Annotated in this window: 21 protein-coding genes; 11 read left to right on the plus strand and 10 right to left on the minus strand. The window is 34.6% G+C overall.

Annotation, left to right across the window (positions count from 1 at the left end; all coding sequences use genetic code 11):
- Positions 1-192 precede the first annotated feature (192 nt).
- The 7 genes from BXY58_RS04290 (at position 193) to coaE (ending at position 5518) form a co-directional block, all read left to right on the plus strand.
- Complete coding sequence (locus BXY58_RS04290) at positions 193-729, plus strand: YMGG-like glycine zipper-containing protein (protein ID WP_120212579.1); 537 nt, start codon at positions 193-195, stop codon at positions 727-729.
- 61 nt (positions 730-790) lie between these two features.
- The gene (locus BXY58_RS04295) at positions 791-2413 is read left to right on the plus strand and encodes an LIC_10190 family membrane protein (RefSeq protein WP_120212580.1); all 1623 of its coding nucleotides are present in this window, start codon (positions 791-793) and stop codon (positions 2411-2413) included.
- Positions 2414-2482: 69 nt separating this feature from the next.
- Positions 2483-3505 (plus strand): Holliday junction branch migration DNA helicase RuvB, encoded by a 1023-nt coding sequence (gene ruvB / locus BXY58_RS04300; RefSeq protein ID WP_120212581.1) that lies wholly within the window; start codon positions 2483-2485, stop codon positions 3503-3505.
- A gap of 9 nt (positions 3506-3514) precedes the next feature.
- Entirely contained in the window at positions 3515-3805 is a 291-nt protein-coding gene (locus BXY58_RS04305) for a hypothetical protein (RefSeq protein WP_120212582.1), read from the plus strand.
- Complete coding sequence (locus BXY58_RS16900; RefSeq protein WP_170144189.1) at positions 3805-3948, plus strand: hypothetical protein; 144 nt, start codon at positions 3805-3807, stop codon at positions 3946-3948. Before BXY58_RS04305 ends, BXY58_RS16900 begins: the two co-directional genes overlap by 1 nt.
- 69 nt (positions 3949-4017) lie before the next feature.
- Positions 4018-4884: an MBL fold metallo-hydrolase gene (locus BXY58_RS04310; protein WP_120212583.1), complete on the plus strand. Its 867-nt coding sequence runs from the start codon at positions 4018-4020 to the stop codon at positions 4882-4884.
- Positions 4885-4936: 52 nt separating this feature from the next.
- Positions 4937-5518 (plus strand): dephospho-CoA kinase, encoded by a 582-nt coding sequence (coaE, locus tag BXY58_RS04315; protein WP_120212875.1) that lies wholly within the window; start codon positions 4937-4939, stop codon positions 5516-5518.
- 75 nt (positions 5519-5593) lie between these two features.
- Here coaE and BXY58_RS04320 read toward each other — a convergent pair whose 3' ends face one another.
- From BXY58_RS04320 to BXY58_RS04365, 10 genes are all read right to left on the minus strand, one after another.
- The gene (locus BXY58_RS04320) at positions 5594-8491 is read right to left on the minus strand and encodes a zinc-dependent metalloprotease (RefSeq protein ID WP_120212584.1); all 2898 of its coding nucleotides are present in this window, start codon (positions 8489-8491) and stop codon (positions 5594-5596) included.
- Between the two features lie 107 nt (positions 8492-8598).
- On the minus strand, positions 8599-8850 hold the full coding sequence (locus BXY58_RS04325) for a GlsB/YeaQ/YmgE family stress response membrane protein (RefSeq protein WP_120212585.1): 252 nt from the start codon (positions 8848-8850) through the stop codon (positions 8599-8601).
- A 37-nt stretch (positions 8851-8887) separates the two neighbouring features.
- The gene (ftsY, locus tag BXY58_RS04330) at positions 8888-9841 is read right to left on the minus strand and encodes a signal recognition particle-docking protein FtsY (RefSeq protein ID WP_120212586.1); all 954 of its coding nucleotides are present in this window, start codon (positions 9839-9841) and stop codon (positions 8888-8890) included.
- A gap of 109 nt (positions 9842-9950) precedes the next feature.
- Positions 9951-10106, minus strand: a complete 156-nt coding sequence (locus tag BXY58_RS04335) for a DUF4295 domain-containing protein (RefSeq protein WP_120212587.1) — start codon at positions 10104-10106, stop codon at positions 9951-9953.
- Positions 10107-10125: 19 nt separating this feature from the next.
- Positions 10126-10308 (minus strand): 50S ribosomal protein L33, encoded by a 183-nt coding sequence (rpmG, locus tag BXY58_RS04340; RefSeq protein ID WP_027384735.1) that lies wholly within the window; start codon positions 10306-10308, stop codon positions 10126-10128.
- Positions 10308-10556 carry a 50S ribosomal protein L28 gene (gene rpmB, locus BXY58_RS04345; protein WP_120212588.1) on the minus strand — a complete coding sequence of 83 codons (249 nt, stop codon included), beginning with the start codon at positions 10554-10556 and terminating at the stop codon, positions 10308-10310. Before rpmB ends, rpmG begins: the two co-directional genes overlap by 1 nt.
- 155 nt (positions 10557-10711) lie before the next feature.
- On the minus strand, positions 10712-11062 hold the full coding sequence (locus BXY58_RS04350) for an arsenate reductase family protein (RefSeq protein WP_120212589.1): 351 nt from the start codon (positions 11060-11062) through the stop codon (positions 10712-10714).
- 71 nt (positions 11063-11133) lie between these two features.
- On the minus strand, positions 11134-11748 hold the full coding sequence (locus tag BXY58_RS04355) for a deoxynucleoside kinase (protein WP_120212590.1): 615 nt from the start codon (positions 11746-11748) through the stop codon (positions 11134-11136).
- A 77-nt stretch (positions 11749-11825) separates the two neighbouring features.
- Positions 11826-12596 (minus strand): hypothetical protein, encoded by a 771-nt coding sequence (locus BXY58_RS04360; RefSeq protein ID WP_120212591.1) that lies wholly within the window; start codon positions 12594-12596, stop codon positions 11826-11828.
- A 16-nt stretch (positions 12597-12612) separates the two neighbouring features.
- Positions 12613-13173, minus strand: a complete 561-nt coding sequence (locus BXY58_RS04365; protein WP_120212592.1) for a DUF6759 domain-containing protein — start codon at positions 13171-13173, stop codon at positions 12613-12615.
- 239 nt (positions 13174-13412) lie between these two features.
- On the opposite strand from BXY58_RS04365, the gene tsf reads away from it, so the two are divergent.
- From tsf to BXY58_RS04385, 4 genes are all read left to right on the plus strand, one after another.
- Entirely contained in the window at positions 13413-14240 is an 828-nt protein-coding gene (gene tsf / locus BXY58_RS04370) for a translation elongation factor Ts (protein WP_120212593.1), read from the plus strand.
- Positions 14241-14366: 126 nt separating this feature from the next.
- Positions 14367-16673 (plus strand): choice-of-anchor L domain-containing protein, encoded by a 2307-nt coding sequence (locus BXY58_RS04375; RefSeq protein WP_170144190.1) that lies wholly within the window; start codon positions 14367-14369, stop codon positions 16671-16673.
- A 113-nt stretch (positions 16674-16786) separates the two neighbouring features.
- A complete protein-coding gene (locus tag BXY58_RS04380) occupies positions 16787-19468 on the plus strand; it encodes a T9SS type B sorting domain-containing protein (RefSeq protein WP_170144191.1) in 2682 nt (893 codons plus the stop codon).
- Between the two features lie 150 nt (positions 19469-19618).
- Positions 19619-20422, plus strand: coding sequence for a hypothetical protein (locus BXY58_RS04385; protein ID WP_120212596.1), 804 nt, complete (start codon positions 19619-19621; stop codon positions 20420-20422).
- Positions 20423-20475 lie beyond the last annotated feature (53 nt).

Here is a 20475-nt window from a genome sequence, read left to right on the forward strand (position 1 = left end):
CATCAAAAATTACTTTTCTTCAAAATTCAGTGTTGTAATGATATGCCAATCAAATTTATGCAGAAAATTACTAATATCTAATTTCTCACTATAAAGCAATTTAACAATTTTTAACGATTTATAATTGATTTTGGAATCATAATTGAAATTAGTTGGTTTATAATTCACATTTTGTGAAAAAATAAAAATGTTATGAAAAATTTATTTTTAACAGGAGCGAGTATCGTTTTATTATTATCATCTTGTAATAAAGATGAAAAGATACAAGCCGCTTCTCTAGAGCAACAAAAATTGGATTATCAAGCAAGACAGATTGATATAGAAAAACAAAAATTGGCAATCGAAAAAGAGAAAATCAATTTCGAAAGACAAAAAGATAGTCTCAATAAAGTTGAAGAAGAAAAAGAACGGGAAAGAAAGGCGCAAGCTAATCGTGTGACAAGAAAAAGATCTACATCCAGCGGATCATCATCTTCCGGAAGTGTAGCTTCCAACTCTTCATCATCAACGGCTTCTAATTCAGCGGGAACTACAACAACCCAGAAAAAAGGCTGGAGTAGTGCAGCAAAAGGAACAGTTATTGGTACAGTTGGTGGAGCAGCAGCCGGCGCAATTATCTCTAAGAAAAACCCTGGTTTAGGTGCGGTAATTGGTGGTGTTGCAGGTGGTGCAACGGGTTATACAATTGGTAGAGCCGAAGATAGAAAATCGGGTAGAGTACAGAAGTAAATTTTCTTCATATATATTTTAACACGGAAAGATTGCTTATTTTTGGTAAGCAATCTTTTTTATGCTTATAATTCTCAAAACGATTCTCATATTCCTATTTACCAATTTTGGTAATGGAATTCTTGCGGGCAAACTTTTGAAAATCAAGAGCTCAAGCTTTACATTGACTTCATTTTTAGGAATCACAAGCGTTACTTTTTTATTGACGATCCTGGCATTCTTTTTTCCTTTGAATTTTTATATAGAAATTACATTTTTAATTTCTGGTATTTTAGGAATCGTATTATTTTGGAAACAAAAAGATAATGTCCATTTTGAATTCAGGAAAAATATCAACTTTTGGTTTTATTTTTTTGTTGTATTAATTGTTTTTGTTGGGTCTTTTTCGCCTTACTTGTATGATCATTACAGTTATTATGTTCCAACGATTACGTTGCTCAAGCAGACAGGATTTGTAAAAGGCATTTCAAATCTTGATTTATTACTAGGTCAATCATCATTTTGGCATATTTACCAAGCAGGATTTTCACATTTCACAGATGAATTTTTAAGAATTAATGTTTATTTAGTAATATTATTTTTGATTTATATTTACGAAAGAAAGCTATGGTTTTTGCTTCTTTTTACTCCATTTTTTCTGATATTTCTTAAACAGCCAAGTCCGGATTTACCAACATTTATAATTGCTCTAATTGTTCTGAACGAATTATTAAATAACACTCACGGAAAATCGCTTTTATACATTTCCATATTTGTATTTTGTATTAAACCGACAATGTTTTGGTTACCATTATTGATTGTATTAGAACGTATCTACCAAAGAAATTTTAAATTTCAAATGTTAATTCCAATTTTGGCCTTTGGAATTTTATTTATCTTTAAAAATATTTGGCTTTTCGGCTTTCCTGTGTTTCCTGTTTCAGTTCTTGACTTTAATTTACCTTGGAAACCAAGTCAGGAGATACTAACTTATTCTTCACAGATTGGACTGATGAAATCTTACGATATGCATTATTCTTACCAGCAGATTATGAATTTCAACCTTTTGGAAAGAATCTATCATTGGTTTACAATTGGATTGAAATCAGTTTTTAATTTTGGAATTATATTAAGCGTCTTGATTTTAGGATTTTTAACTTTTAAAAAGAAAGAAAAATTTTTCACATTACTTTTCATTTGTGTTTTCTTGAAGTTTATTCTGATTATTGTCTTTTCAGCACAATATCGATTTTTTATTGATGTCTATTTAATTGTGTTATTTCTGATTTTTAAAAATATTTCCGAAGAAAAAACGGTCTTTGTTTCTGTCTTTTTATCTGTTTTTATGTCAGTGATTTTTATATTCCCGGGATTTGTTCAAAAGTTGAATGTTGGAAAAAAGATGTCGGGTTTTAATTGGTATCAGCTGTATAAACCAAAAGAGAATAATTTGATTAATTTCAATTCAGATTATAAGATTGGGAATTTAAACTTTCATGTTCCGAAATATCCTTTTCAAAAAGAATTTTTTCCTTGGCTTAATATTTATGATTTGAAGCTTTATGATTATTATGGGATTTTTCCACAATATCTTGATAAAGATTTGAAAAGTGGTTTCTTTCAAAGAAAGCTAACAAAAGAAGAAAAAATTCAGTTAAAAGATATTATCTCTGAAACCGAGAAATACAACCCAAAAGTCCCTTAAAATTTCTCTATCTTTGACTATCTTTTAAATTGAATTTAATTCTTCATTTTTAATTATTAATTAATATCAATGCCTGATTTTTTACATCCCGATAAAGACAATTATTCCGATGACGATTTGATTCAGGAAGAGAAAATCCGTCCGCAGAGTTTCAGAGATTTTGCGGGGCAAAGAAAAACTTTGGACAATTTGGAAGTTTTCGTGGCAGCAGCTAAAAATCGTGGTCACGCTTTGGATCACGTTCTTCTGCACGGCCCACCGGGATTGGGAAAAACAACACTGTCACATATTATTGCTAACGAATTGGGTGTTAACTGTAAAATCACTTCAGGTCCGGTTCTCGACAAGCCAGGAAGTTTGGCTGGGCTACTTACCAATCTTGAAGAAAATGATGTTCTTTTTATAGATGAGATTCATCGTTTATCACCCATTGTAGAAGAATATCTGTATTCTGCAATGGAAGATTACAAGATCGATATTATGCTGGAAACCGGTCCTAATGCCCGTTCTGTGCAAATCGGACTTAACCCTTTTACATTAATTGGAGCAACAACCAGAAGTGGAATGCTAACCAAACCAATGCTCGCAAGATTCGGAATCCAAAGCCGGTTAGAATATTATACGATTGAACTTCTCGGGATGATTATCGAAAGAAGTGCACGTGTTTTAGGTGTTAAAATTTATGAAGATGCAGCGCTGGAAATTGCAAGAAGAAGCCGAGGAACACCTAGAATTGCGAATGCACTTTTGAGAAGAGTCCGAGATTTTGCAGAAATCAAAGGCAACGGAGAAATCGAAATCGAAATCACAAAATTCGCATTGAATTCTTTGAATGTTGATGAGTTTGGTCTGGATGATATGGATAACAAAATAATGCGTGTGATGATAGAAAATTTCCGTGGAAAACCGGTCGGGATTTCTGCATTGGCAACTTCTATCGGTGAAAATCCGGAAACTTTGGAAGAAGTTTACGAACCATTTCTGATTCAGGAGGGTTTTATTATTCGAACGCCGCGAGGACGAGAAGTGACTGATAAAGCTTACAAACATTTGAAAATTTCTAGACCTAAAAATCCGGGAGAATTGTTTTGATTTAATATTATGGAAATTTTTGTTTTAATTTTTTCAATTTTAATATCTACTTTGTCTTGTGCGCAAAAGGACAATTCAAAAAATGATGAAGACAACTATATTGATATTCTCAGCAAGAATTATAATGTTTCTTTGATTAAATTGATTAGCAATCCTGAAAAATACCATAATAAACCAATCCAAGTGATTGGTTATCTGCATTTGGAATTTGAAGGCAAAGCTATTTATATTAACGAATTAGATTATAAACACTCTCTTGATAAAATGGATTTTGGGTTTCTTTTAAAAATAAAGATTTGATGGCAAAAGCAATGAAACTCAATAATAAGTACGTTTTAATTGAAGGTGTTTTCGATGCAGAAAATTCGGTGTATATGGGAATGTGGAGTGGTGAAATTAAAAATATTACCAGAGTTGATTCTTGGAGAAATACCGATAAATAGAATTATTTCAGAAATTAAAATATTCAATTTGATACTAATTTCTTATATTAGTAAAAAACAAAAATTCTTATGAAACTCTATCCAATCCAATGTGGAAAATTCAAATTAGATGGTGGTGCAATGTTTGGTGTTGTTCCAAAAACGCTTTGGGAAAAAACAAATCCGGCTGACGAAAAAAATCTAATCGAACTAGGAACACGTTCTCTTTTGGTAGAAGATGGCAAAAAATTAATCCTTATCGATTGCGGACTTGGAGACAAACAGGACGAAAAATTCTTCGGGCATTACTCACTTTGGGGTGATGATACATTGGATAAAAATTTAAAAAAATTCGGATTTGTAAGAGAGGATATTACAGATGTTTTTTTGACGCATCTTCATTTTGATCACTGTGGTGGCGCTGTAGAATGGAATGATGATAGATCCGGTTACAGACCGGCATTCAAAAATGCGAATTTCTGGACCAACGAAAATCATTGGAAATGGGCAACAGAACCGAATCCAAGAGAAAAAGCAAGCTTCCTGAAAGAAAATATTTTTCCGTTGGAAGAAAGCGGACAACTGAATTTTTTACCATTGCCAACAACAGGAAATTATGGGTTTGCTCCCGATTTGAAAATGGATGTGATTTTTGTTGATGGACATACGGAAAAACAAATGCTTCCGGTTCTTCAATATCAGGAAAAAACAATTGTTTTTGCGGCAGATTTAATTCCGACGGCTGGACATATCCCGCAGGTTTACGTAATGGGTTATGATACCAGACCATTGTTAACATTAGAAGAGAAAGGAAAATTCCTGAAACAGTGCGTTGATAACGATTACCTATTGTTTTTTGAACACGATGCCCATAACGAATTGGCAAGTTTGAAAATGACGGAAAGAGGTGTGAAATTAGATCAGACTTTTAGTTTTAATGAAGTTTTTGGATATTAAATAAATTATGGAAATACAAGAAATTAATCAAAATCAGGAAGAAGATGTTCCCATACCCAAGATCATTGGATTAACAGGAGGAATTGGTTCCGGAAAAACATCAGTCGCAAAATTATTGGAGGAAAAAGGTTTTCCTGTTTATTATTCGGACGATGAGGCGAAAAATATAGTTAACAAAGATTCGGCTTTAAAAGAGAAAATCATCGAGCTTCTAGGTATTGAGGCTTATATTGATGGTTTTTATAACAGAAAGTATGTTGCTGAAAAAGTCTTTAATAATTCTGAACTTTTGGAACAATTGAATCATTTAATTCATCCCGCAGTTAGAATCGATTTTGAAAACTGGGTCAAAGCCCAGAATTCTGAATATGTTTTCAAAGAAACAGCGCTTCTTTTTGAACTTAAACTAAATCAACAATGTTACAAATCCCTTCTGATTACAGCAGATGATAATCTTAGAATCAAAAGAACGATGGACAGAGATGGCAAAACCTATCGTGAGGTAGAAGCTATCATTCAAAAACAAATGCCGGAAAAAGAGAAATGTAAATTAGCGAATTACATCATTTATAATAATTCTGATTTTGAAAGTTTACGAATAGCAACAGAAGCTTTTATTGAAGAACTTGAATAAATTTAATTTATTTACTTTATAAAAACAAAATCCCCGAATCTTGAATTCGGGGATTTTTATTGTGATTTAAATCTATTAATTCTTAATGAATTTAGTTTGAGATTTCTCTCCGTTAGATTCTACAGTTAAGATGTAAACACCTTTTGTCAACTTAGAAACATTCACTTTTCCATCAGTTGTTCCTTGATTTACCAATTGTCCACCTACATTATAGATTTCGAATTTGGTTTTAGAAGAAACATTCGAGATGTTAATGACGTCTGTTGCTGGGTTTGGATAAACGCTGATGTTGTTTTTCTTAACATCCGTTACAGCTAATTGCCCAATATTCAAACTATAATCTTCAACTTGTCCGTAAGTAGATGTACCACAAGGAGTAGAATTTGGTGAAATTGAAGAATCTTGTAAACGAACTCTCATTCTTGTTTTTCCAACTGCTGCAGTTGCAGGAATCGTAATATTACCAGTCCAAGGTGATTTTTTCTTAGCGGTTACCAATACTTGTTCACCTGCATCATTGAAATCACCATCCTGATTAAAATCAATCCATACCAGAACCTGGTCACTATCATAAGATGTTCCTGTAAAACTTGCAGTGAAAGTGTAAACCTGGCCTGTGCTAACGTTACCTGTTACAGCACTATAATCTTCATATCCTGCCGTAGAAGTAGAACTATTGTTGATGCCTGCAAAAGTTACATTAGATATCTTCTCAAAACTTGTAGAAGTTGCACCAGCTGTACAATATTCTATCCCTTTGGTACTGAAATCTGTTGTTGCATACGTTCCAACCGTTCCGCTGCAGATTGTAGCAACACCTACGTTATAAGCTGTATTAAGTGTTAATCCAGATATAGTGTAAGTATTTGTGTTAAGGTTATTAACCTCTGTCCAATTGGTGTCTGTTGCTTTTTTGTATCTTAAGATATAGGTTGCATTAGCAACTGCATCCCAGTCAATCTTAGCTCCGGTTTGTGTAATGCTGCTAACTGCAAGTCCTGCAGGGGCAGTTCCGTCACAGTTTACCATTGCAGAAACAGTTACTTTACCAACAGCATAGAAAACATTGTCGATTGCAGAAACTCTTACTGTAACAACAGAGTTGGTAGGAATCCCGGCAAAGCTTAGATCTTCTGATCCGTCATTGGCTGTAGAAGCCGATAAAACAGTCCAGTTGGCACCGTTATCTGTTGTATAATCGATTTTAACATTTGAAACATTGTAAGGTGCAGCAGCTGTGTTAGCTACGTCCCAAGTAAATGCGCCTGGAGCGTTGTTGTAAACTTTTGTCGCAGTAACTTTGAAAGGGCCATCATTACCTACAGTAATTGTTTGTGAACCGATCTGAGTCTGTTGTTGTTTTACATCAGCATTATTGTCTCTTACAACAACTCTAAAATTCATAGTTCTTGCTACATTAGAAACAGCTTCCCAGTCTGATGCGCTGGATAAAGTACCATTTAATACATTGCTTAATTTAGGGAAGTATCTGTATGGCAATGTGGAACCTGTCAATGATCTGAACTTGGGACCAGCAGTGTTGTTTCCTGTAACCGATGTTACTGCAGATGTAGATCTGTCATATTCTTCCCAAGTATATGTAATGGGATCATTTTCTGCATCTGTAGCAGAAGCCGTTAAAACAAAAGCAGTCCCTTTTGGAATTGTTTTGTTTGGAAGTACCGCAACAACTGGCGGATTATTGGTGATCGCTGTACTCACATCACAGTTTTGACCATTCACATAAGTTTGAACTTGTTCTATACTTCTTACGTGGAAATAAGCATCTGAATGGGCTTGTACATCGTAAGATGTGATTCCCGCATAACCCATAATTGTGGATCCTGAGCCTGGCTCCATATGCGCAGTATTATTTGGCGCAGAGTGAATCCCGTGTGAAAAAGTGTGGTCAGCTCCAAACTGGTGACCCATCTCGTGTGCTACATAATCGATATCAAAATTATCACCTTCTGGTCCGCCGCTTCCTGGAGAGGTGAATGCTGAACCTTTAGCTTCCTCATCAGAATTGCTAGAAGGATTTCTACAAACATTTCCAACATCTCCTGCGCTACCACCGCCACCAGATCTTCCGAATAAGTGACCAATATCGTAAGCCGCATTACCAATAACAGAGGTTAAAGTCTGTTGAATCTCAAGATTCCAGGCGCCAGATGCTCCTGAGGAAGCCGGGGAATATGGATCCGTATTAGGATCTGTATAGATTAATTGAGGGAAATCTTGAACGTTTAAGTGAATAGCAAAATCTTTTTCAAAAACGCCATTAACCCTGGTCATAGTCGCATTAATTGCTGCTGCTGCCTGACTTACACCTCCAAAATACTGGGTATATTCTCCTGTTACAGAGATTGCCAGTCTGTAAGTTCTGTACTTTTTATCACTAGCTTTATTGAACTCGGTAACATTGTGCGTAAAATCTGTTGACTTGGATAAAGCATCCATCTGTTTTTTACTAAGAAATGATTCCGTTGTAGCACATTCAAACGCTTTGCCTTCAGATCTTTTTTCTGATTTTGGAAAAACGCCATAAACTGTTTTCTCTTTGTTTTGTGGCTCGATGAATTCGTATTGTCCATTTCTGAACATCATGGCCTGTAAATCGTAAGGAGACACACTGAATCTTACATAAACCGTTGGATCATCAATTTTAACTCCTGCATAAGAACCAAGTTGATAACGGTCTGCGAATGATTTTTCAACAACTGGCAAACTGTAGACTGCAAATTTTTCAATCTTCCCATCCAAAGTTGGCAGGTTAATAATGACAGCCTTGCTGTTCTTACCTGTTTCTTGTGCATTGCTTAATTGAGATCTGATGTCCTTAAGATCTAAGGAATAGTAGTTTGTAACTTTTGTGTTACGAAGTTTTTCTCCTTTCATTGCTGTGGGTGACCACTGGGCAAAAGCAGCGGTTACCATTCCACATGAAAGTAGAGTAGTAAAGATTTTCTTCATACTTTTTTAATTTTCTATTCAAATATATGACTATTTTTGAATTTTAGATAACAAAAGTGCGTTGATTTTGTCAACGCACCTTTATTTTTAACTAAAAAGTAATATTTTTATTTATTAGCGACCATCCTGTATAAAAATAGTAAAAGGATAGATCCTCCGATCGCAACCAAGAAGCTGGAGAAGTTGAATCCAGTTACATCAACGCCAAATAGCATTGATCCTAACCAGCCTCCAAGCATAGCTCCTAAAATTCCGATGATGATTGTTACAACCCAGCCTCCGGGATCTTTTCCGGGATGGATAGCTTTTGCGATGGCTCCGGCAATAAGTCCGAAAATAATCCAAGTTAAAATACCCATAGTTTAAATTTTTTAATGTTAATATTTTGGTTTAATGTTATCTCTTTCTGAAGAAAGAATTTACAAATTCCATACCATTAAAAATCTGAAGATCTTCGATTCTTTCACCTACACCTATATATTTAACAGGAATTTGAAACTGATCCGAAATGCCTATTACGACGCCTCCTTTTGCTGTTCCATCCAATTTTGTAACGGCTAATGCTGTAACTTCGGTTGCTGCTGTAAATTGTTTGGCCTGTTCAAATGCATTCTGTCCGGTAGAACCGTCAAGAACTAATAAAACCTCGTGGGGCGCATCTGGAATAACCTTTTGCATCACTCGTTTAATTTTAGAAAGCTCATTCATCAGATTCACTTTGTTATGCAATCTTCCAGCTGTATCAATGATGACAACGTCAGCATCCTGCGCAACCGCAGATTGAACTGTGTCAAATGCAACCGAGGCTGGATCAGAACCCATACCTTGTTTTACGATTGGAACGCCAACTCTCTCGCTCCAGATGACTAATTGATCCACAGCTGCCGCACGGAAAGTATCCGCTGCTCCCAAAACAACTTTCAGTCCCTGAGATTTGAACTGATGAGCCAGTTTTCCGATGGTTGTTGTTTTTCCAACACCATTCACGCCAACTACCATAATTACATAAGGCTTTTTGCTGGTATCAATATTATCTGTATCAATACGAGGATTTTCTAAAAGAAGTCCGGAAATCTCTTCACGAAGAATATTGTCCAATTCTGCAACATTGACATACTTATCTCTTGCAACACGATCTTCTATTCTTTTGATGATTTTGATCGTTGTTTCTGCGCCAACATCAGAAGCAATTAGTACTTCTTCCAGATCATCAAGAACTTCATCATCTACAGTGTTTTTGCCGACAACCGCTCTGGATATTTTATCAAAGAAACCTTGACTGGATTTTTCCAAACCTTTGTCAAGCGTTTCTTTATCTTCTTTTTTGAATATTTTTTTAAACCAACTCATTGGATGTATAAATGATTAAGAATAAATCGTTAAATGATTTTATCAGAAACAAAGATAAACAAAAAAACTACCCTGAAAGAGTAGTTTTTATATTGTATCGATTGCGGAATTATTTTTTCAAATATCCGTCAACTTCGTCAGCGTTCATTACTTTTTCTTCAAAAACGTAAGCACCTGATTTATCAGACTTAACCATTTTGATTACTTTTGTCATTTTTTTTGAACCAGCTCCACCTTGAAGTGTTGCTACTACCTTCTTTGCCATTGTAAAATATTTTTATAAATTACTTAATTTCTTTGTGAACTGTATATTTCTTAAGAACCGGATTGAATTTTTTAAGCTCCAATCTTTCTGTAGTGTTCTTTTTATTTTTTGTAGTAATGTATCTTGACATTCCTGCTACTCCGCTCTCTTTGTGCTCAGTACATTCTAGAATTACCTGAACTCTGTTACCTTTTTTAGCCATTACTTAGTAGTGTTTTTAATGAATCCGTTTCTAGCAGCTCTTTCAAGTGCTTCCTCTATACCAATCTTATTGATTACTCTTAATCCGTGAGCAGATACTCTTAGAGTAACGTGTTTTTCTTGCTCAGGAAGATAAAACTTCTTCTCTAGTAAATTAATTTCAAAACGTCTTTTCGTTTTGTTATTAGCGTGGGAAACATTGTTTCCTACCATTGCACGCTTACCTGTTATTTGGCAAATTCTTGACATATCTCGATGTTCTTTTGACTAATGAATATTTGAGAGTGCAAAATAACGGATTATTTTTCATACAGGCAAATTATTTTAAAATAATTATTAAAAAGAAAGCGTGAAATATTGATTGTTAATATTTCACGCTAAGATTATCTAAGTTATTGAGGCTGTTAATTCTCAATGAAGAATTTTACATTTTCTACGGGATTCCCTGGCATTGCGATTTTACCTTTTATTAGAATAGGACATTGTATCAATTCCGGATTATGAGCAATGACTTCCAGTGCTTTTTCCTCATTTACAACTTCGTTTTCAGAAAAATATTTTTTAAAAAGGTCTGTCGATTTTTTAAGAATCTTGCTTGGTCTCTTGTTGAGTTTTTTAAATAAGGTTCTCAACTCAAACAAACTCAAAGGATCTTTATTGATATCAATGATCTGAAATTTGATATCATTCTCATCCAGATATTCCAAAATAGCTTTGGACTTTGGACATTGATTATTATGAATTACTTTGATCATAAGTTGATGGGTGTTAAAAAGTTTGGCGGTTATAATCTTCTTTGGCTGTAGAAAATTATCGGCCAAATAATTTAAAACAAACCGTTCAACTCTGCATCAATCCTTTCCAAGATATAACCGAAGTCTTCTTGCTTTTCTACAAAATCCAGATTATCAACATCTATTACAAGGAGTTTCCCTTCCTTGTAACTTTCTATCCAGTTTTGATATTTGTTATTCAGTTTTGACAGGTAGTCAATACTGATTCCGGCTTCGTATTCCCGTCCTCTTTTGGAAATTTGTCTCACCAAAGTGGGAACGTCAGCTCTTAGGTAGATTAGCAAATCCGGTGCCGAAACGAAGTCTTTCATCAGTTGGAATACGGATAAATAATTTTTAAAATCACGCTCAGAAAGCAAGTTCATCTCTGCAAGATTTTCTGCAAAAATATGGGCATCTTCGTAGATTGTCCTGTCCTGGATAACGTTTTTTCCGCTCTCACGGATTTCTTTTACCTGGCGGAATCTGCTTCCCAAAAAATAGATCTGAAGTGCAAAACTCCACTTCGACATATCGCCATAGAAATCATCCAAATAAGGATTATGATCTACATCTTCAAATTGCGCTTCCCAATTGTAATGTTTTGACAACATTGTAGTTAGGGTTGTTTTTCCGGCGCCAATATTTCCTGTAACAGCGATATGCATTTTTGTTATAATTGATGAGTTATAGTTGATAAATGATAGTGTTGAAAGCCAAAACTTCGAAATCAATTATGATTTTATCAGTTATCATTTATTTGTCTGTAAAGATAAAGTTTGTCCTTTATGAGTGCCAAAAATCCGGCATTATTTTTATCCACAATTTTTGCATTTTGATTTTGGAAAATTTCGATGAGGTTTTTCCCGTCAAATCTGGTGATGCTCTGGTCTCCGAATATTAGAATATCATCATTGTTTCGGCTTAATTTTCTGGCATTACTAATATTAGCAGAGAATAAAAGCGAGGCTTTGGTATTATAAACTTCAAAAATATTGTCGCGAAGGATATATATCCTGTTATTATAGACAAGAAAATCCTTTAGTGACTGAAGATTGATGTTGAATGGAAAAGAATTAATGACAGAATTACTTCTGAAGTTGTATTGGACAAGCGTTTTGTTACTGTCGTCTAGTAACCAAGCAAATTGTAAGTCTTCCGCATAAACTGCTCTGATGAAACCGAAGTTTGAACTTAGATTGATTTTTTGTATTTCATTCAGGTTTTGATCAAAGAATTTAATTTCCTGAGCATTTTCAGAAAACATAACAATATTAAGAGGATTGGTGACGCTTTGGATTTTGTAAGGAAAAGTCATCATCACTTTCCCGAGTTGCGCTCCCAGCGAATCATATTTTGTCAGACTGAAATCTTTCTTCTTATATATATAGATATTACCGTAATCGTCACCCAAAACTTCCTGCACATCTTTCAACTGCAAAGAATCCAGACCGATTTTTTTCTGAGAAAAGATAAAAACAGAAGATAATATTAATATGAAGGATAAGACTTTCAATCAGATATACTATAAATTATTTTGCACCATTCAGAGTTATGATAACATCTTTTGTAAAAGCCTTGTTCTGATTATAAGTAGCATCACAAATAGAAGTGGAAACATTGTAGCTTCCTTTGTCGACCAAAATATAATTTTGTCCGTTGGCCGGAACAGTTAGGTTGTAGAATTTTTTTCCGCTGATTTTGATAACAAGAACACATTTGGACTTGTTGACGAACTGTATAATAGCTTCTTTTTTATTAGGATCGTTATTGAAAAGACTTGTAAGAACTGCTGCTGTATTTTTGGCTTGTTCAGAAGGTTGTCCTTTTGCAGCGGTTGTACCCACTTTGGATGTTTTCTCGATTTTATTTTCCGTCATCGCAGTTACGGTAGGCTTGGCAACTTGAGGGCTTCCGCCGTATTTCAGAGATAGTGCTCTTTGCTTCAATTCTGGAACGGCCGGGTGCTTGGGATTATTACGGATAAATTGTTCCACGACGGCTCGGTCTGACGTTGATTTAGCTTCGAAAACGCTTTGTGAAAAAAGAGAAAGAGAAATTAATAAAAACGAAAGTAAAAATATCTTCTTCATTATAAATGGATTTCTGTATTTAATTGAAACGTAAAAATAAATTAAATCTTGTAAAACACTGCGAATTTTAATTTAAAAAATGATTAGATTTTTCATCAGTTCTGAAAAATTAATAGCAATGTTCTATTTTTATTAAGATTGTTTTTTGGTGCTGAATATTTTTATAAAAATCACTATATTTGCACGCTGAAAAACATGAAGAGGGCAATTAAAAATAGAAATAAAAAATAATCAATATTATGTCTTATACACCAGTAGCTGCAGATGTAGCAAAACTAAGAAACACAACAGGTGCAGGAATGATGGACTGCAAAAAAGCTCTAGTAGAAGCTGAAGGAGATTTCGAAAAAGCAATCGACATCCTTAGAAAAAAAGGACAAAAAGTTGCTGCTAACAGAGCGGACAGAGATTCTTCTGAAGGTGCAGTTATCGCAAGAGTAAACGAGGATAACACGTTAGGTGTTGTGATCTCTTTGAACTGTGAAACTGATTTCGTTGCTAAAAACGAAGCGTTCATCGAGTTGGCTTACGAATTAGCTGAGATGGCAATCTTTGCTGCTACTAAAGAAGAATTGTTGGCTACAGATTTCCACGGAATGACTGTTGCGGATAAATTAATCGAGCAGACAGGTGTTATCGGTGAGAAAATCGAGATCGGTGCATTCGAAAGAATCGAAGGCCCTTTCTTAGGAGCTTATATCCACGCTGGAAACAAAATTGCTTCTATCACGTCTCTTTCTGCAAAAGTAGATGGTGCTGATGAGGTTGCAAAATCTGTTTCTATGCAAGTTGCTGCGATGAACCCAATCGCTCTTGATGAGAATGCTGTTTCTCAGGAAACTATCGATAAAGAATTGGAAATCGAAAGACATAAACTAATCGAAGAAGGTAAGCCTGCAAACATTATCGATAACATCTTGAAAGGTAAAATGCAGAGATTCTACAAAGATAATACATTGGTACACCAGGATTTTATCAAAGATTCTAGCATTTCAGTTGCTGACTACGTAAAATCTATCAATGCTGATCTTAAGGTAACAGGATTTGTAAGAGTTGCTCTTGCTTAATCTTAAACCTTAAAAAAATTAAATCCCGCTATATTTTATGGCGGGATTTTTTGTTATGAAATTTAGAAGTAAATTTGCAATCCATTATTATGTTAAATGACTTTCTTTAAAATTTTCCAGTTTGCATTGTCTTTATTTTGCTTGATTACTTTTAGCCAGGTTGAAGCTCAATATATTAGTGTTGATACAAGTTTGAGTGATTTGGATTTGGTCAATAAATTTGTGGGAACTCAAAGTTGCGTGGCGGTTTCAAATGTTAAAATAAGTGGATCAACTAATGGTGGAAGTGCCCCAAGCTATGGTTATTTTACTAAAAATGGGAGTGCATTTGAGATGGATGAAGGGATTATTCTTTCAACAGGGATTGCTAAGGCAGCCGAAGGACCTAATACCTACAGACAAGATAACGGAAACTCTGGATGGGGTGGAGATCCCGATTTATTTGATGCTCTTGGAACAGGTAATTATATAAATGCTACCTATTTGGAGTTTGACTTTGTTTCAACCGAAAGTACTTCTGTCAGTTTCCAATATATGTTTCTTTCTGAAGAGTATGATGTTAATAAAAAATCTGGTTGTAACTATTCTGATGCTTTTGCTTTTCTCATAAAGCCATTAGCCGGAACTCTGCCATATACTAATATAGCGTTGGTTCCAGGAACAATGGATCCGGTTTCCGTTATTAATATTAGAGGGTATAGTCCTACTTCGACTTGTCCCCCAAAAAACGAAGATTATTTTGGAGCTTATAATGAACAATCTAACCTATCTACATCGCCTACAAATTTTAACGGTCAGACCAAAATTTTAACCGCAATAGCTAATGTCCAAATCGGGGTGCCATATCATATAAAATTAGTAATAGCTGATGAAGGAACTACAGGTCACGACTCTGCAGTGTTTTTAAAAACTGGAAGTTTTGTACCTAATATTGATATAGGAAATGATCGGACAATTAATAACTCAAATCCGCTTTGTGAAAATGTACCTTACAGAATCCAGCCTAATCCGCCAATAACTGACACATCAGCTCAATATTCCTGGTTCAAAGATGGAATTACTTTGCCTGTTCCTAAAAATCAAACTTATTATGATGTCCTCAATGAGGAAGGTGTTTTTAGCGTAAATGTTGTTTTAGGAAGTGGTTGTAAACTAGAAGGTAGTGTTACAATTGAAAAAGCGCCGTTAGTGCAAGTTAGCACAACTCCATTGATGGTTTGTGATGATGATTTTAATGGAAGTTATTCTGCAAAGTTGTCTAGTTTTGATTCTGAAATCATTAGAGATTACGATCCTGCAAATTTTAATCGTTCTTATTCTTTGACTCCAACCGGTGCAGCTATTGATCCAAACTCAGATTTTATATTTAACAGTAATCCCCAAACTTTATATGTTCGGGTTGGAGCGTTTTCTTGTTCGCCTAAACCTTATCCAATTCAATTTTATTTTGGAGCCAAGCTTGATTTTACTGCAACTCAAGAAATAGATATTTGTGATAATGACATCAGCGGAGATCAAACATTTGATTTGAGAGATTATACTTCATTAATAACCAATGAAATTGGTGTTGCAGCCTTGTATTTTGATACAGAAGCTAAAGCAAAAATAGGCGACTTTTTAGAAGCATTAGCATTTTCTCAAACTATCAGTTCGGATAAGATATTCTATGTTCGAATTGAAAAACCTAAGTCTTGTCCTAATTATAAAAAGATCACATTCAAATTCAAACAGCCGAAAAAATCAACATCTTTAAAAAATGAAGTGATTTGTAAAGGAACAAAGATAGATCTAGACGCTGGTACAGGTTTCCAATATTATGAATGGAGCAATGGTGTAAAAGGTCAATTCGCAAACGAAATAAAAAATGTTCCAGCTGGCGACTATTCGGTAAAATTGACTTTCAATGACTGCGTTTATGAACAATCTATAAAAGTAACAGAAGCTGAGCTGCCGGTTATCGATAATGTATTAATAGAAGGAACTACGGTTACGGTGTTGGTGTCTGGCGGAACCAAACCTTATCAATACGCATTGGATGGTGGTAATTATCAAAACTCAAATATCTTTACCAATGTGGAGTTGGGAATGCATATAGTCTATGTTAAAGGAGATGATGGCTGTGCTGTGATTGCACAAGATTTTACATTAATCAATTCTCAAAACGTCATTACTCCAAACAGTGATGGTGTAAATGATGTTATCAATTATTCTTCACTTTTACAGAAAATAGATCCTAAGTTTGAGATCTATGATCGGTTTGGCGTTCAGGTTTTCAACGGTGATGTCAGCAATCAGTTTATTTGGAACGGTACTTCCAATGGCAGAACTTTACCAACATCTTCATACTGGTATATCTTGGAATGGAATGAAATCGGAACCCCCAAAAGAACACAATTATCTGGCTGGATTCTTCTGAAAAACAGAAATAATTAGCAATTGATATAAAATGCTTTCATTACATTTGTATTAATAACCATATTAATTAAATGAAGAAAGCTTTACAATTCTTATTATTTTTTGTTATATCGATAAAATCATTTGCCCAAATGGATACAGAACATTGGTTTGCCCCAATGTTTGACACTTATACTGTACCAAATACTGACTATGATAATAGCTTAAATGGTGATTTTTTATATCTGTCAACAGATTCAGTTGACGATTTTGATGTTATCGTCTATTCGGGAGAAGTAGAAATAAATAGAGTAACTATCCGAAAGGGAAATCCAAAATACATCACACTTGCTCCAAAGATTATTACAACACTGGATGTCGCGGATACGTTTTTAGTAGCAAAAAGAGGATTACATCTGGTGGGCAGTCGCAAATTTTTCGCTAATATCAGGATATTGCGAGGTCCTCATGCGGAGATAATTAATTCCAAAGGATTTGCTGGTCTTGGTACAGATTTTATTGCAATGACAACGCCATTATCGGTTCAGCGAGAAAATCTGAGTTCACAAGTTAACATTATAGCAACAGAAAATAATACTTCTGTAAAAATTAATGGGTATAATCCGAACGTACTGTTCCAAAATGGGACACAAGCACCGGAATTGAATATGAAATTAAACAAAGGAGAATCTTACATAGTTTCTGTACCCAACAGACCTCCTTATGTTGTAGATTCTACCGGTTTAGGTGATCCCGACGAAAACTATAAAGGATTGATTGGAGCGAGCATCAATTCGGATAAACCTATAAGTGTGACCAATGGAAATTTTAATGGAACTTATGTCAATTCTTCTTATGGGAATGATATACTTATGGATCAGGCCACACCAATTAATCGATTAGGTAAAGAATTTGTAATTGGAAAGGGTAATGGTCCTATTCGTGGTTTACATGAAGGAGGAATAGATTCAGAGCGTGTGGTCGTGATTTCTACAAAAGATGGGACGAAGTTCACAATCAATGATAGTCCTGTTGTTTATACGTTAGACAAAGGAAAGTATAAAATTATCTACGGTTCAGAGTCTTATAAGATGCAAGCGCCGGATGTTTATAATATGTATATCAAAAGTACAGAAAATATCTATGTCTATCAGCTGCTTGCAGGTAATGCATCATTTGATTCTGCTTCAGGAGGGATGAATATGATTCCTGCATTAAACTGTTTATTACCCAACCAAATTGTTGAGCTGCCGGATGTAAATCAAATAGGAACCAAGGATGATTTTGATACAAATGTTAACATTATTACAAAAAGTGGAGCGCAAGTCACTATGAACGGAGAATTGCTGAATGGTTCATATGGGCCTTATGCTGTTTCTGGAACTTCGGAATGGGTTCTGTTTTCTAAAAAGAATGTAAAAGGTAATCTTTCCATATATTCTACAGCTGCTGTTACGGCAGGTTTGGCTGGCGGAAACAAGGCTGTAGGCTATGGTGGTTTTTTTGGAGGCTTCAGTTCTATTCCACAAATTACAAAAACAGGATCCTGTACACTTGGAATCAAACTACAGGTTGATGATGGCTATAATTTTTATGAATGGTATCTTGATAATAAGCTGGTTGCTTCTGGAGATGATTTGTTTTCTATAGATCCCGAGGTGTATGGTTCGGGTAATTATTACTGCAAGATTAGCAAGACAGCTTGTGGGGAATTTGTAACGAGTGTTGTTCCGTATAACAAATGTCCCGTTTTTACGACAAAAACGATAACTATTGGTAATTGTGAACAAAAGGATATTTTGGTTGAGTTTTCTTCTGATCCATTAAAAAAAGTAAATTTCAATAGTGTTGTCGTTACACAACAACCAGTGGAAGGAATTGTTTCTCCTCCATATATAGATCCTGTAACAGGCAAGATTTACATAAAATTTGATGCAAATAATACCAAATTACCTCAAGAAACAATCAAATACTATTTTGAAGCAGAAGGCGCCTTTCCTTATTCTGAAGAAATAACATTAATAATTAATATCGAACAAATTAAGCTGAAAAATACTGAGATCATAGAATGTGTTGATTTTGACGGAAATGCTCGTTATGATTTGAAAACTAATTTTGAAACTTCAAATCCCGGTTATCAGTACGAGTATTATGAAGACGAAAAACTTTCTATAAAAATCCCAGATACAGCACTTGCTTTTCCTTTTTATCAATCCAAGCCGGATGCAAAAATTTATGTTCTCGTAACCAATAGTTATGGTTGTGATAATAGAACTAATCCTGCCGAAATATCGTTAAAGACTTTCGAATTACCTGTAATTAATACAATTGATGTAAGGAATTCCGGTTCCGTATCAATCAATGCTACAAATGGTACTACGCCATATGAATATTATATCAAAAAAGATGGAGATATAAGATATTTGCCTGGCGATTTAGAATATTCCTCATCAAATAATCTCCCGATAACAGAAGGGAAAGGTGTTTACAGAGTTTATGTAAGATCTGCAGATCAATGTTATCCGGTAACCCAATTATTTTATGTGATAGGAATTTCTAATGTTATTACTCCAAATGGCGATGGTGTAAATGATACGATTGATATGTCTATGCTTTCTAATAAAATTAATTCTAAATTTCAGATAATTAATAGAAACTCAGAAAAAATATTTGAAGGTAACTCTGATAATAATTACATTTGGAATGGAAAACAAAATGAAAAACCTCTTCCTTCTGGAACCTATTGGTATCTATTGCAATGGCAGGATTTTGATGGAGCTGAGCCAGATGTGATGACCGGCTGGATCCTCCTGAAAAACAGAAGCTCGGATTAAAATTCCTGTGTTTTAACAATTCTTTTCCAAAAAAGATTATAATTCTAATTACTTAACAAAAAGCCGATAAAGTTTAATAAAATTTTAACCTTATCGGCTTTTTTTTGTAATGCTATTATTTGTAATTCTCTATAAATTTGCCGAATTATTATGAGGAAGATTTTTACAATCGTTTTTTTGTGTGTTATTGCATCTGTTTACGGGCAATACTTTACCGGTGAGATCTATATCAGGGACAAATCCAGCTTGTATCTCAATCAGATGTATGTTACCAATCTTAATGAGCACAAAAGCGTTTTGGCAAACTACAATGGAGAATTCCGGATTACTGCTAAAAAGGGAGATGTCATAAGATTTACATCTATCGCGACGGAAAGAAAAGATGTGACGATAACAGATCAAATGCTTGAGCTTGGCAAAAACTTTATTGAGTTGCAGATTGCTTATTATGAAATTCAGGAGGTGATTCTAAGTTCTTTCAAGCCAACAGGAAATCTTCGCAAAGATGTATCGATGCTGAAAGGCTCGGAGAAAGCATTTGAGCTTAAAAAGATGATTGGTCTGCCAGAGCCGAAAGGTGATGGCATGTCCCCGGAGCTTCCGGTATTATCGTTTAATCAAGGACTTAGTTTCAGTATCGACAGTATTTTTGATCTGATTTCTGGCGAGAAAAAGAAGAAGGAACGTTATTACAAATACGAGAAGATGAGCCAGGGTATCAAGAATCTTCAGGATTATTTTGGTGACGATTATTTTGTCAAGTTGAAAATTCCTAAAGAATTGATCCCGAATTTCCTCCAATTTATTTACAGTTCAGACAATATTTCCATATTCCTGGAATCGAATAATTATGAAGCGACCAAAGTTTATATAGAGAAATATCTTCCGATTTATCTTAAAAGACTTCAAAACTCCCATCTGATGCAGGTTACAGATAGCTTTAAAAAAGAATGACTTTATTTTTGTAAAAAATCTAAATATTATTAAATATTTTTTTGAAATTAGCT

The organism is Epilithonimonas arachidiradicis, assembly GCF_003610695.1.
In the GTDB taxonomy this organism is placed as follows: Bacteria; Bacteroidota; Bacteroidia; order Flavobacteriales; family Weeksellaceae; genus Epilithonimonas; species Epilithonimonas arachidiradicis.